Below are 14,500 nucleotides of genomic sequence, written 5' to 3'. Positions count from 1 at the left end.
TACATTTAGACTCGATTTAATTTACTTATTAACAAATACTTTAATTAATATGAAAAAAATTACTTTATTAACGATTTTTACTCTAGTATGGTCATTTAACTCAAATGCACAATACTTAGACGAAGATTTTGAAAGTGGGACGTTTCCACCAGTAGGATGGATAGACGAAGTTGGTACTGCTTTAGTCGATAACGGAGATGCTTGGGCAGAAGGAGCTCCTTTTCAGGTTCTTAATGGAATAGATAATGGACAATCTGCTTTTTTTGATGACTTTGATAGTGGTGAATCTCACGATAGATGGTTAATATCTCCTTCGTTAGACTTATCTTCTGCGGTAAACCCTGAATTACTTTATGATGATATTGTTAATTTTTCTGGTTTTGCAGCAATTCAAGATGTACTTTGGTCTGAAGATTATACAGGATCTGGAGATCCTGGATTAGCAACATGGAATTCTCTTAATGCTATTGTTGGTACTGAAGATACTTGGGTACGTAATGGACCTTTTGCTATTCCATCAAGTGGAACAGATGTTTATGTAGCATTTCATTACCAAGGAACTTTTGCAGCTGAATGGTGGGTAGACAATGTTTTAGTTAGAGATGCATTAACATGTACACCTCCTACAGTAGCGGGAACCTTACTTGAAGATTGTCCAAACCTTGAGTTTAGCCTTGAAATTGAGGTAACTGATTTAGGCGACTCAGCTTCAGTAACAGTTACAAATGATGGTGGAGAACCTGATGAGATTGTTAATACTGTGCCAACTACTGTTACTATTGGACCATTTCCAGCAGGAACACCTGTTAATGTTGTTGTAGAACACGAATCAGATAATGCATGCGACTTTATTTTTGCACCTGCTGTTGATTCTTGCCCTCCTCCTGCACCTGCAAATGATAATTTTGCAGATGCACAAGCAATTACTTGTTCAACAACTGGTCTTACAGGTAGTACAACTTCGGCAACTTTAGATGAAGATGACGCACCTGATGGATTTACTGCAGATATGGATGCGCCTAACGTGTGGTTTAGCTATGATAGCTCAGTAGAAGGTGCTAATGATGTAACAATTAGCTTATGTGGCTCTACGTATGATACTTCTATTTTAGTATATACTGGGACTTCTGGAAATTTAACACTCGTAGGAGGAAATGATGATAATGAAACTTGCGGACCTTTTAGCGTGCAAAGTGAAGGGACATTTACAGCTAATGGTACAGATACTTATTGGATTGCTGTTGAAGGTTTTGATCCAACTGATACAGGAGATTTTACATTAACTGTTACATGTGAGGCTTCATGTACTCCAGCTCAAATTAATCAAGATTGTGCAAGTGCAACACCTTTATTAGTTGATGGGTCTGCTTCTACAGAAGATAATACTTGTGCAACAGTTAATGCTGAAACAAATTCATGTGAGTTATTCCAAACGATTGCTGATTTATGGTACACTTTTGAAGCTCCTGCTAGTGGTGAAGTAAACATCGTTACAGCTTTAGGAACTGCAACTGCTGCACACCTTGCAGTGTATGAAGGTACATGTGGTGCATTAGTAGAATTAGATTGTAGTACTGATGTAACTTCTGGTGCTTCTTTAACAGGTTTAACTGATGGAGCAACATATTATATTCAACTATGGAATAATGGTTCTGAAGAAGGGACAATTGATATCACTCTTTCTGATGCTTCATTATCTCTTAATACTTTTGATAATGAAAATATTTTTACGTACTTCCCTAATCCTGTGAAGAACGAATTATCTTTGAAAGCTCAAAGTAACATTCAAAATGTATCAGTATTTAATATGTTAGGTCAAGAAGTTCTTAGAGCTACACCTAATACTTTAGAAAGTAACTTAAGCATGAACGAATTAAATCAAGGTGCTTACTTCGTACAGGTTACAATTAATAACGTTACTGAAACGGTAAGAATTTTAAAGCAATAAGCTTTTATAAATATACTTTCAAAAGCCACCTTAAAGGTGGCTTTTGTGTTTTCTTTAGTTACCTTTGTATGGTATGGATGCATTACATTATTCATTTATTATTCCTGTCTATAATAGACCAGATGAAATTAAAGAATTATTACAAAGTTTCGTGGCAATTCAAGGTAATATACCTTTTGAAGTTGTTATCGTCGAAGATGGATCTACAATAGATTGTAAATCGGTTGTAGCTGAGTTTGATAATAAATTAGAGATATCATACTATAATAAACCCAATTCTGGTCCTGGAGATTCTAGAAATTTTGGAATGTCTAAGGCTAAAGGCAATTATTTTATAATATTAGATTCAGATTGTTTGCTACCTCCACAATATTTAGAGGTTGTTGATAACGCGCTTAAAAGGAAATATGTTGATTGTTTTGGAGGTCCTGATGCTGCAGATAAAACATTTACAAACCTGCAAAAAGCTATTAATTTTGCTATGACTTCCTTTGTAACAACAGGAGGTATTAGAGGTTCAAAAACAAAGAATAAAAAGTTTCAGCCTAGAAGCTTTAATATGGGTATTTCTAAAGCTGCTTTTAAAGCTTCAGGAGGTTTTGGACGCATTCATCCTGGAGAAGATCCAGATTTATCTATAAGATTAACTAAACTAGGTTTTAAGACCAAACTTTTTAGTCAAGCTTTTGTGTATCATAAGCGTCGCATATCTTGGTCTAAGTTTTACACACAGGTTCATAAATTTGGCCTAGTAAGACCAATATTAAATTTATGGCATCCAAAGAGCGAACGCTTGATTTATTGGTTACCAACATTATTTAGTTTAGGGTTTGTATTTGCAATGTTACTAGCAATTTTTAATTACTATGCTTTGTTATTCGCATTTGGTCTATATATAATTTTTGCATTTGTTTTAGCAGTTATTCAAACCAAAGATTTAGTCATTGCTTTACAAGCAATAGTTGCCATATTTATTCAGTTTTTTGGATATGGTTTTGGGTTTTTAAAATCTACATTTGCTATTAAAATCTTAAAAAAAGAACCAGAAAAATATTACCCTAATTTATTTTTTAAGGATGCTGTCTAGATTAAGATTCATACTAATTAAATTAACTAAAAACAAAAGGCTTAATGTTTTTAGTTTATTCCTTTTATTGGCTTTTTTAATATTGGTACTAAGTAAACTTTCAAAACTGTATACCGAAACATTAGCAGTTGAAGTTAATATTGTTAATTTACCAAAGGATAAAGTATTAGCCATTACAAATACACCAAAATTAGATATTGTGGTAAATACATATGGTTTTTATCTTTTGGGTTCATATTTTCATAATAACACAATTGAAATTGATTTAGAAAAAAATGCTTATCAGCATAATAATACTTTTAATTGGGTGGCTAATCGCGCATTGCCTGATATTGAAAAACAATTAGGGAAACGCTTTGAAATAGTTTCTATACAGCCAGATACTTTAAGTTTGTCCTTTGGAATTTTATCAACTAAAAAAGTTCCTGTTAGGCTAAACTCAAATGTGACTTATGCTTCAGGATATGACACGCTAAAAGGAATGATTTTAAAACCAGATTCTGTTGAGGTTATTGGTTCTGACACAGAAATTAAGCATGTCAATTATATTGAAACTTCAGAATTAAATTTACCAAACATTAAAAAGGATATCAATGCGACTGTTGGTCTAAAGCTTCCAGAAACTGGTAATACTGTTAAACTATCTGAAAATGAAATTTCAGTTACAGCTAATGTGCAAAAATTTACAGAAGGAACTTTAGAGATTCCTGTGATTATAAATAATCTTCCTTCAGAGATTCAAATTAATTACTTTCCTAAGGCTATTAAGGTTTCTTTTGAGGTTAGTTTAAATGATTATAAATCTATTAAGCCTTCAGCTTTTAAAATTGAATGTGATTACTTAGAGATAAAAAACTCAAACAAGTCCTATTTTACACCCAAGCTTATAAAACAACCAGAACGTATTAAGCGTGTTAAAATGAAACAAGATAAAATAGAATATATTATAACAGAATGATAGTTGTTGGACTTACAGGCGGAATTGGTAGTGGTAAAACTACAGCAGCAAAGCTTTTTAGAAGCTTTAACATCCCAATTTATATTGCTGATGTTGAGGCTAAGCTTTTGATGAATACTTCTAAGGGAATAAAACAAGAACTTATTGCTCTTTTTGGTGAAGAAGCATACTTAAAAGATGAACTTAACAGACCATTTATTGCTGATAAGATTTTTAATGATAAAGTGTACTTAGATAAGATGAACGCTATTGTGCATCCAAAAGTGGGAGCGCATTTTAAACAATGGTTAGAACGACAAAATTCACCTTATGTTATAAAAGAAGTTGCTATTATTTTTGAACACGAACAGCAATCACAATACGATTTAATTATTTCTATTATAGCTGATAAAGATAAACGCTTACAACGCGTTTTAGCTCGAGATAAGAGCACTCCTGAAAAGGTTTTAGCTATTATGAACAATCAAATGAATGATATAGAAAAAGCTAAACTATCAGATTTTGTGATTGTTAATAATGATAAAAGTACTTTAGAGTATCAAGTGCGAAAAATTCATGAATCTATATTGAAACACATTAAAAATTCTACAATTTAACTTTTGTGTTAATGTAAGGTTAAAGGACAACTCATGTAAATGTTAAAATGTTAAATTTGAGCGATGGGCAAAAAGCTATTCATCTTATTGGTGATTTTAATGAGTTTATCACTCATAGGCATCATTTTCGTTCAAGCGTATTTTATTAATAATACCTTAGAGAACGAAGAAATAAACTTTACATTAAATGTAAAGCGTTCTTTAAGTTCGGTTTCAAAAGCTATTGAAGATAAAGAATTTGAAGTCTATTCAAAACGACTCCAAAATCTAATCGAAAGTGGTGTAGATCCTGATTCGACAGCAATGCGGCAGGTATTTATTTTAGAACAAGATGACTTATCTAATGAGACCAGAATTTATGGAAATGCTATTTCTGAAGAAAGTTTTAAAGTGCCATCGTTGTTCTTTGACATTGGTTTAGACAGTTTCAATTTAAGTCGTATTAAAAATACGAGAATCACTGAAACATACGACAATAATAGTATAGATGGTAATCGAGCAATTAGCTTACAAAAATCTATCAAGAATTTTAGCAATCTTACATTATTAGAAAAAGCTCAGTTTGAATCCATCACAAGAGATCAGTTTAAAAATATTCCTATTTATAAGCGCGTATCGACAGATGAAGTTTCTTATTTGCTTAAAAAGCAACTCTTCAATAATGGTATTAATACAAAATTTGAATTTGCCATTTATGATAGAGACCTTTCAACAAAAGTGCAATCTGGAAATTTCGATTTAAATCCAGATTCTACAATTGGAGTTCCTGTGTTTCTGGATAATAATAACGAAAGTGATTATATGCTGTATGTTGATTTTCCGCAAAGAAGGAAGTTTTTATTATCATCAATATTGGGAATGATAGCATTATCTATTCTGTTTACTACAGTTATAGTTATTGCTTATTCTAGTGCTATTTATCAGTTAATAAAGCAACGTCAAATCTCACAGATTAAAACCGACTTTATTAATAATATGACACATGAGTTTAAAACGCCAATTGCGACCATTAATTTGGCTTTAGATTCTATTAAAAATCCAAAAATAATTGGAGATAAAGAAAAGGTGATGCGATACTTAAAGATGATAAAAGATGAAAACAAACGTATGCATGCACAAGTAGAAAATGTATTGCGAATTTCTAAGTTAGAAAAGAATGAGCTTAATATAAGTAAGGAACGTGTAAAGTTACACGACCTAATCTATGATGCAGTAACGCATATTGAATTGATAGTAGAAGATAAAAAAGGCTATGTAAAAACACATTTAAATGCCGAAAAATCTTCAGTACTCGCAAACGATACGCATTTTACAAATGTGATTGTTAATATTTTGGATAATGCAGTAAAATATAGTGACGATACTCCAAAAATAGATGTGTACACTGAAAACGTAGGTAACAATATTTTATTAAAAATTGCAGATCAAGGAAACGGAATGTCTAAACAAGTGCAAAAAAGAGTGTTCGAAAAATTTTATAGAGAACACACAGGAAATGTACACAATGTTAAAGGTCATGGCTTAGGATTAGCCTATGTAAAAAGAATAGTAGACGACCATCAAGGTCATATATCAGTAGAAAGTGAAAAAGGAAAAGGTAGTGTCTTTACGATTAAGCTGCCACTAATATCATAAATTATGGAAGAACAAAACAAAAAAATACTATTAGTTGAAGATGATCCAAATTTCGGGACTGTTTTAAAAGACTACCTAAATATGAATGATTATGAAGTCGTTCATGCTAAAAATGGTATGGAAGGATTTGAGAAATTTAAAAAAGACGATTTCGATCTTTGTATTTTGGATGTCATGATGCCTTATAAAGATGGTTTTACCTTAGCGAAAGAGATTCGTGAGAAAAATACAGATGTGCCAATCATTTTCTTAACCGCTAAAGCCATGAAAGAAGATGTGCTTAAAGGTTATAAAGTGGGAGCAGACGATTATTTAAATAAGCCGTTTGATAGTGAAGTACTTTTAATGAAGATAAAAGCTATCATTCAACGTAAAGCTACCGACACGATTGCAGATAGTAAACAATTTGAGTTTAAAATTGGTCGATTCGATTTAAACTCTAAGTTACGTTTCTTAAAATTTGATGGTAAAGATCCTATAAAATTATCTCCAAAAGAAAACGAATTGCTTCGTCTTTTAGCACTTCATGAAAATGATTTAATGCCAAGAGAATTAGCGCTTACCAAAATTTGGAGAGATGATAACTACTTTACATCAAGAAGTATGGATGTATACATTGCTAAACTTAGAAAATACTTAAAACTCGATGAGAATGTTGAGATATTAAACATTCATGGTGAAGGGTTTAGATTAGTCATAAATCAAGATGTCTAAATTTTATATAAATACTGAAAAGCCAATCAAAATGATTGGCTTTTTTTATGCGTTGATTTTCTTTTTGATATCAGATATTATAACTCCAGGTTCAGTTAAATAATCATACCAAAGTGTTTCAGTATTCTTTTTAAACCAAGTCAGTTGACGTTTAGCAAAGCGTCGTGTATTTTTCTTAATTTCTGAAATTGCAAACTCTAAAGTCCATTCGTCATTTAAATAACGAAACAATTCTTTATAACCAACAGTGTTTAAAGCATTCAAATCTTGCATAGATTCTAGTTGTTTCACTTCATCAAGCAATCCTTCAGTAATCATCTGATCTACGCGAAGATTAATTCTATCATATATAATAGTTCTTTCAGCAGTTAAACCAATTGTGATGGTTTTAAAATTACGTGTTTTGTTTGTTGACGTAAGAAAAGAAGAATATGGTTTATTGGTACCAATACAAATTTCTAAGGCTCTTATTAATCGATGTGGATTATCAATGGCTATTGAATTATAAGCTTTTTGATCTAAAATTTTTAGTTGCTCTTGAAGCGATGTTATTCCTTCAGAATTTAACCTTTCGTTTAATGAAAGTCTAATGCTAGAATCTACTTTTGGAAATTTGTCTAAGCCTTTAGTAACAGCATCTACATAAAGTCCAGAACCACCAACCATAATAGCAATGTTTTTGCTTTTAAAGATGTCGTCTAGAATCGTAATCGCTTCGTTTTCAAAATCACCAACAGTATAATTGTCAATAACAGATTTGTGATGAATGCAATGATGCTTCGCTGAAGCTAATTCGGTTGGAGTAGGAGCAGCAGTTCCAATAGACATTTCTTTGTAAAACTGCCTAGAATCTGCGGAAAGTATTTCGGTATCAAAATATTGTGCTAATTTGATGCTTAGAGCTGTTTTTCCAATAGCAGTTGGACCAATAATGGAAATTAAGATATTAGTCATGATGTAATTTACAACCGCATTTATGACAAAATTCTGCACCATCTTGATGGGTTTCAGCAAGGCAATTGACACAACATTGTGTGTTGAGTTGAAGATCTTTTATATGCTCGTGTTCCTCATCAGAATATTTGCCTTCTTTGTCACCCGAAGCTTTGGTATATTCAGCAGACACAATTCCTGTAGGAACAGCAATAATACCATAACCTAATATCATAATTAAAGTAGCAATAAATTGACCTAAAGGTGTTTCTGGAGCAATATCACCAAAACCAACAGTAGTTAAGGTTACAATACACCAATACACACTCTTAGGAATATTAGAAAAACCATGTTCCTCACCTTCAACAAGATACATGATGGTTCCAAAAATAACTGCCGCAATTAGCACAGCAAATAGAAATACAGCTATTTTAGCTCTACTTGCTTTAATGGCATTGGCAAGTTGGTTTGAAGCTCCTAAATAGCGCGCCAACTTTAAGATTCTAAACACACGAAGTAGTCTTAAAGCTCTCAAAGCGACAAGTGCATGTGTTCCTGCTAAGAATAAAGAAATGTATTTTGGAATGGTAGATAATAAGTCGATAATACCATAAAAACTAAGTATATATTTTAAAGGTTTATTAACTGAAATGATTCGCACAATATATTCTATACTGAAAAGGATGGTGATTACCCATTCAGAAATGTTTAAAATGGTGTGATACTTTTCATCAAAACTGGCAATACTTTCAAGCATAACTAAAAGTATACTGGCTAGAATTGCGATAAGTAAAATAATATCAAAGAGCTTTCCAGCAGGTGTATCTGCTTCATAGATAATTTCATGAAGCTTAGTTCTCCAAGTTTTATGTGAGCTTTGTTCACTCATAGTTTCAAAAATACTAAAATCTTATTTAGAAGTATTTAAAGGTACTACTTTTAGTCGTTTGTTTCGTCTTAAATAACTTTGAATGATATGCTGAGTGTCTCTATTATTTTCCATAGGAGTAATGATAGATTTCAAAACCTCAATATTTGTAATTTGATAATTTAAATCAAAAAAACCTAGACCTTTAAATACGCCATTCTGAATGTAAATAACACTGCGTTCATCAACATCTCTTCCTTGATCGATAATTAACATGTCTTTATTGTTGTAACTATATTTATCAATAAGTTGAAGCACACGTTTATTATATGTTTCTGAAGGTTCTTCATTTACACAGGCACCAAAACATTCTTTAATTGTATAATTAAAACAATTACTTTTTGAAGGATATAACCCAGTAAGTTTTTGGCATAAATTGTATTCTTCTACAACTTTAAACATAAAACTTTTAGCACTTTGTCGATTGGTGAAAGTTGTTATTGGTCGTTGATCTTTATTAGCGACATCAATATTAAGAATTGTATATCCATTTTCGTCTTGATAACTATACAAGGCATGTGTAAAAATGTTTCGTCTTAAAGCTCTATTGTGAAGTGGCTTATTTCGTTTTATTTCTTCACTTTCTTTCAATAAGGCAACTAGTTCGCTTCCTGTTTTTTCATACGTTACCGAAGCCACTTGTAACTGAATTTTCTTAGATTTTGTACTCTTATTGGTAAGATGCTGGTTGATGCGATTCTTGATGTTTTTACTTTTTCCAATATAAATAATCTTGCCATTTGCATCATGAATATAATACACACCTGTAACAGCAGGTAAGGCTTCGATAATGGCTTTGTGATTTGGATTTAGTCGTTTTTCGGCAACTGCTTTTTTAATGTTATTTTCAATAATATACTTATCTAAATCTTTAGAGAGTAACATTTTGAAAAGCTTAACCGTTGCCATGGCATCACCATTAGCACGATGTCTATCACTCACAGGTATTCCGAGAGATCGTGTGAGTTTTCCAAGACTGTAAGACGGTTGATTTGGAATTAATTGTTTTGATAGCTCAACAGTGCAAAGGGTTTCACGTTTAAATCCGAAACCTAAACGCTTAAATTCGGTACGAAGGATGCGATAATCAAAGGATGAGTTATGAGCAACAATAATACAATCTTCAGTAATTTCAACAATACGTTTAGCGACTTCATAAAACTTTGGAGCAGTTTTTAGCATATTGTTATTAATACCAGTAAGGTTTACCACAAAAGGCTGAATGTCACGCTCAGGATTTACAAGACTAATAAATTTATCTACGACTTTGTGACCATCAAACTTATATATGGCAATTTCAGTAATGCCTTCTTCATTGTACTTTCCTCCAGTAGTTTCTATGTCTAGTATTGCGTAAATTTGTTAAAAGTTAAAAGTTATAAGATATTTTGGCTTAGTTCAATATGACATGATTTTTATTATCAATTGTTCATTGAATAATTTCTTACTCCAAATATACTGCTTCCTACACGAACCATTGTGCTTCCGCAATCAATAGCGAGTTGATAATCACCACTCATTCCCATCGATATTATTTCAAGTTTTGTATGAATCGATTTTAAGTCCTCAAATGCCAATTTAAGTCGTTTAAATTCTTGTTCGATTTGATTAGTATCATCAGTAAATGTAGCCATTCCCATAACACCAACAATAGAAACATTGGTTAAGGTTGAAAAATCTTCAGATGTTAGTAAAGATTTAGCTTCAGTTGAAGACATTCCAAATTTGCTATCTTCTTCAGCAATTTTTATTTGAAGTAAACAATTGATTGTTCTATTATGTTTTTTGGCTTGTTTGTCTATTTCTTTCAGTAATTTAAAGCTGTCCACACCATGAATCAAGTCTACAAATTCAGCCATATACTTCACTTTGTTACGCTGAAGATGCCCAATCATATGCCATTGTGTGTCTTTTGGCATTTGTTCGTGTTTTTCAACCATTTCTTGGACTTTGTTTTCTCCAAAAATGCGTTGACCAGCTTGATAGGCTTCCATTAAATCACTTACTGGCTTGGTTTTAGAAACTGCCACAAGTGTTACATGTTCTGGTAAACTAGATTTTATGTGATTTAAGTTGCTTTCTATATTCATATTAAAACTCATAAATCGTAATTCCGCTTCTTAGCTTTGGTAAAATATAAGTGCTTTTTGGTGGCATTTTTAAACCTTCGTCTGCAATTTGCTTCATTTGTTGAACAGTAGTGGGACACATTCCGAAGCCAACTTTAAATTTACCACTATCAACACTACTTTTAATGGTAATCATTTCATGTCTTCCATTAACATATTCAATACGATTATCATTTCGTAAATCGTTAATCCCTAAAATAGGTTGTAAAATGGTTTTATAAAGCAATTGCGCATCTAATCGATCTAATGCAGTATTGAATTTATAATAGGTTTTTCTTAAATATAAAGAATAAAACTCACCATCTAAATACATGCTAAAATGATGTGGTTTTGATGGACTGTATGGCATTGCACCTCTATTTTCAATACGATATATAGCATCAAGTTTAATTAAAAAGGCTTCTTTACTTAAACCATTTAAATCTTTTATAAGCCTGTTAAACTCATGAATAACCAAATCTGATTCTGGAATGAGATACGACATAAAGAAGTTGTACGATTCTAAACCATTATGATTTATATTACTTGCTTTTTCATCTTTAAATAATAAATGTGAAGAAGCCGAACGATGATGACCATCTGCAATATAAATAGTATTCATAAGTTCAAATTCTTTTTGAATGGCATCAATAGTAGCTTCATTATCTATTTTCCATAAATAATGAGTGTCTTTGTATGTCATGGTAAACTCAAATTCGGCATGACCTTTTTGAGTGTCTTTTATAATTTTGGCAATGGTATTGTTATCAGGATAGGTAAGTAAAACAGGTTCTGCATTAAAACCAACGGTTTTTAAATAGGTTTTAAATGTTTTTTCACGTTTGGCTAAAGTGTCTTCGTGTTTTTTAATAACATCGTTTTCATAGTCTTCAGCACTAGTTGCTGCAATAATTCCGTTAAATTCTTGTCCATGTCTATTTACAATTTTATAAACATAAAAAGAAGGTTTCTCATCTTGAACAAAAACACCACCTTCCTTAAATTCTTGATAGCGATTTTTTACCAATTTATAACGTTCTTCTCCAGTTATAACCTTGTCGTATTTGTAACCAGGATTTACAATATGAAGAAAACTAAACGGATTGTAATCCATTCGAGACTCACGCTCATCAACAGTATAACTTTGATAAGGACGTGCAGCCACTAAACCAACAATTGCTCTTGTTGGTCGTACAGCTTTAAACGGAATTACTTTGGCCATGGTTTAGTTTGAAGTGTTTAGTATAAAGTATAAAGTTAAAGTGTTGATTTGTATTAGCTTGAACCAAATTTTTTAGGGTTTAATATCATGTAATTTAAGAGTTTGGCAACTTCTTCTGATGCCTTGTAGAGTTCTTTAAATTGTTGATTGGAAATATACTTACATGCCAAGGCAAATTCTAACCAAGTTTGAGTCTCGCCATTTTCTGCATCACTATCAGTTAATTTACTTATAAAGTGCTTTTGATAGCGTCTTTTTCTATAAGATTCAGATAAGTTAGCGCACACACTTCTTGATGAACGTCTTACTTGATCTGTGAGAGAGTAGGTCTCTTCTTTTGGAAAAGATTTTGAGATGTTATAAATATCCATAGCTAATTTGAACCCTTTTTTATAAGCTAGTAAATCTTGTACTTTCATAATTGAAATATAATACTTTTACTAGACACTAGACACTAGACACTAGACACTTATTACTTCAAAAACTGTTTTGACACATGTTCAGCTTTTCTACTTTCTGAATAATCATAAAATCCTTCTCCAGATTTTACACCTAGTTTTCCAGCTCTTACCATATTAACTAATAACGGACAAGGAGCATATTTTGGATTTTTGAATCCGTCGTACATGACATTTAAAATCGATAGACAAACATCAAGTCCGATAAAATCGGCTAATTGTAATGGACCCATTGGATGTGCCATGCCTAGTTTCATAACTGTATCAATTTCTTGAACTCCAGCAACACCATTGTATAAAGTTTCGATAGATTCGTTAAGCATTGGCATTAAGATTCTATTTGCTACAAAACCTGGATAATCGTTTACTTCGGTTGGTATTTTACCTAAAGTTTTAGATAATTCCATTATGGTATTTGTCACTTCATCACTAGTGTTATAACCACGAATAATTTCGACCAGTTTCATAATTGGAACAGGATTCATAAAATGCATGCCAATGACCATTTCTGGACGTGAGGTTACTGCAGCAATTTGAGTAATTGAGATAGAAGACGTATTGGTTGCCAAAATAGTATCGTCTGGACAAGCATCGTCTAATTGTTTGAAGATGTTAAGCTTTAAGTCGATGTTTTCTGTTGCCGCTTCAACCACTAATCCAGCGTATTCAACACCTTCAGTAATATTTGTAAACGTAGTAATATTATCTAATGTGGCTTGTTTATCGGCTTCAGAAATTTTTTCTTTAGCGACCATTCGATCTAAATTTTTAGCAATGGTATCCATTCCTCGTTTTAAAGAGGCTTCACTAATATCGATTAATTGAACTTTAAATCCAGATTGAGCAAAAGTGTGAGCAATTCCATTTCCCATGGTTCCAGCTCCAATAACAGCTACATTTTTCATGTGTTTTTATCTTTTTAATCCTTAAAAGGAAATTATAGTTAGTTTAAAATTGGTTAATTATCATTGTTGCAACACGTAGTGCTTCAGTGCCATCATGAAGTGTTACAATTGGTGTTGTATTATTATTTATGGCATCTGCAAAGGTTTCTAATTCGTCTAAAATAGCGTTGTTGTTCGCTATATCAGGATTATCGAAATAGATCTGTTTTTTGATGCCTTCAGCATTTTGAAGAATCATATCAAAATCTCCTGGTTGCTCTGGAGCATCTTTCATTTTTACAACTTCACATTTCTTTTCTAAAAAGTCAACAGATATATAAGCATCCTTTTGAAAAAAGCGCGTCTTACGCATGTTTTTCAATGAAATTCGGCTAGCAGTTAAATTCGCAACACATCCATTTTCAAATTCGATACGTGCATTGGCAATATCTGGAGTATCACTAATTACCGAAACACCACTTGCAGATACATGTTTCACTTTAGATTTTACAACACTGAGAATGATATCAATATCGTGAATCATTAAATCTAAAACTACAGGAACATCTGTACCACGAGGATTAAATTCGGCCAAGCGATGCGTTTCAATAAACATAGGATTGTTTACTTGTTCTCTAACAGCTATAAAGGCTGGATTAAAGCGCTCGACATGACCAACTTGCCCACGAATATTGTGTTGAGCGAGTAACTCTCTAATATGTTCGGCTTCTTCAACCGTATTGGTAATTGGCTTTTCAATAAAGATATGCTTGCCTTTGGCTATGGCTTTTTTTGCACAATCGTAATGTGAGAGTGTTGGTGTAACAATATCGACCATATCAACAGCATCAATTAAGGCTTCAATAGAATCAAAGTAGGTATATCCAAACTCTTCAACGACTTTTTTTGCATTCGCTTCGTCAGCATCATAAAAACCAACGAGCTCATATTTTTCAGATTGATTAAGAAGTCTTAAATGAATTTTTCCTAGGTGACCAGCACCAAGAACACCAGCTTTTAGCATTGTTT

The 14,500-nt window shown here is 32.2% G+C and carries 14 protein-coding genes; 6 read left to right on the top strand and 8 right to left on the bottom strand.

Annotation, left to right across the window (positions count from 1 at the left end):
* Positions 1-49 precede the first annotated feature (49 nt).
* The 6 genes from ACP15M_RS03610 (at position 50) to ACP15M_RS03585 (ending at position 6,938) form a co-directional block, all read left to right on the top strand.
* Positions 50-1,948: a T9SS type A sorting domain-containing protein gene (locus ACP15M_RS03610; RefSeq protein WP_425075807.1), complete on the top strand. Its 1,899-nt coding sequence runs from the start codon at positions 50-52 to the stop codon at positions 1,946-1,948.
* Positions 1,949-2,021: 73 nt separating this feature from the next.
* A complete protein-coding gene (locus ACP15M_RS03605) occupies positions 2,022-3,035 on the top strand; it encodes a glycosyltransferase (RefSeq protein ID WP_425075806.1) in 1,014 nt (337 codons plus the stop codon).
* An 82-nt stretch (positions 3,036-3,117) separates the two neighbouring features.
* Positions 3,118-3,993 (top strand): CdaR family protein, encoded by an 876-nt coding sequence (locus ACP15M_RS03600; protein WP_425075805.1) that lies wholly within the window; start codon positions 3,118-3,120, stop codon positions 3,991-3,993.
* Entirely contained in the window at positions 3,990-4,589 is a 600-nt protein-coding gene (gene coaE, locus ACP15M_RS03595; RefSeq protein WP_425075804.1) for a dephospho-CoA kinase, read from the top strand. The genes ACP15M_RS03600 and coaE overlap by 4 nt, the downstream gene beginning before the upstream one ends.
* 63 nt (positions 4,590-4,652) lie before the next feature.
* Entirely contained in the window at positions 4,653-6,224 is a 1,572-nt protein-coding gene (locus ACP15M_RS03590) for a sensor histidine kinase (protein WP_425075803.1), read from the top strand.
* A 3-nt stretch (positions 6,225-6,227) separates the two neighbouring features.
* On the top strand, positions 6,228-6,938 hold the full coding sequence (locus ACP15M_RS03585; protein WP_425075802.1) for a response regulator transcription factor: 711 nt from the start codon (positions 6,228-6,230) through the stop codon (positions 6,936-6,938).
* Between the two features lie 45 nt (positions 6,939-6,983).
* Here the strand turns inward: ACP15M_RS03585 and miaA are convergent, their stop codons facing one another.
* The 8 genes from miaA to ACP15M_RS03545 form a co-directional block, all read right to left on the bottom strand.
* Positions 6,984-7,934: a tRNA (adenosine(37)-N6)-dimethylallyltransferase MiaA gene (miaA, locus tag ACP15M_RS03580; RefSeq protein WP_425075801.1), complete on the bottom strand. Its 951-nt coding sequence runs from the start codon at positions 7,932-7,934 to the stop codon at positions 6,984-6,986.
* A complete protein-coding gene (locus ACP15M_RS03575) occupies positions 7,885-8,760 on the bottom strand; it encodes an ion transporter (RefSeq protein WP_425075800.1) in 876 nt (291 codons plus the stop codon). Before ACP15M_RS03575 ends, miaA begins: the two co-directional genes overlap by 50 nt.
* 21 nt (positions 8,761-8,781) lie before the next feature.
* Positions 8,782-10,158, bottom strand: a complete 1,377-nt coding sequence (locus ACP15M_RS03570; RefSeq protein WP_425076060.1) for an exonuclease domain-containing protein — start codon at positions 10,156-10,158, stop codon at positions 8,782-8,784.
* A gap of 62 nt (positions 10,159-10,220) precedes the next feature.
* Positions 10,221-10,889 carry a YggS family pyridoxal phosphate-dependent enzyme gene (locus ACP15M_RS03565; protein WP_425075799.1) on the bottom strand — a complete coding sequence of 223 codons (669 nt, stop codon included), beginning with the start codon at positions 10,887-10,889 and terminating at the stop codon, positions 10,221-10,223.
* 1 nt (position 10,890) lies between these two features.
* Positions 10,891-12,129: a DUF1015 domain-containing protein gene (locus ACP15M_RS03560; protein WP_425075798.1), complete on the bottom strand. Its 1,239-nt coding sequence runs from the start codon at positions 12,127-12,129 to the stop codon at positions 10,891-10,893.
* Positions 12,130-12,182: 53 nt separating this feature from the next.
* The gene (locus ACP15M_RS03555; RefSeq protein WP_425075797.1) at positions 12,183-12,548 is read right to left on the bottom strand and encodes a four helix bundle protein; all 366 of its coding nucleotides are present in this window, start codon (positions 12,546-12,548) and stop codon (positions 12,183-12,185) included.
* A gap of 53 nt (positions 12,549-12,601) precedes the next feature.
* Positions 12,602-13,492, bottom strand: coding sequence for a 3-hydroxyacyl-CoA dehydrogenase family protein (locus tag ACP15M_RS03550; protein WP_425075796.1), 891 nt, complete (start codon positions 13,490-13,492; stop codon positions 12,602-12,604).
* 43 nt (positions 13,493-13,535) lie between these two features.
* Positions 13,536-14,495, bottom strand: coding sequence for a Gfo/Idh/MocA family protein (locus ACP15M_RS03545; RefSeq protein WP_425075795.1), 960 nt, complete (start codon positions 14,493-14,495; stop codon positions 13,536-13,538).
* Between the last annotated feature and the right edge of the window lie 5 nt (positions 14,496-14,500).

It is taken from the genome of Psychroserpens sp. S379A (assembly GCF_049800755.1).
Taxonomy (GTDB): Bacteria; Bacteroidota; Bacteroidia; order Flavobacteriales; family Flavobacteriaceae; genus Psychroserpens.
Note: the sequence above shows the minus strand (reverse complement) of the source record. Positions and strands in the feature narration are given on the sequence as shown.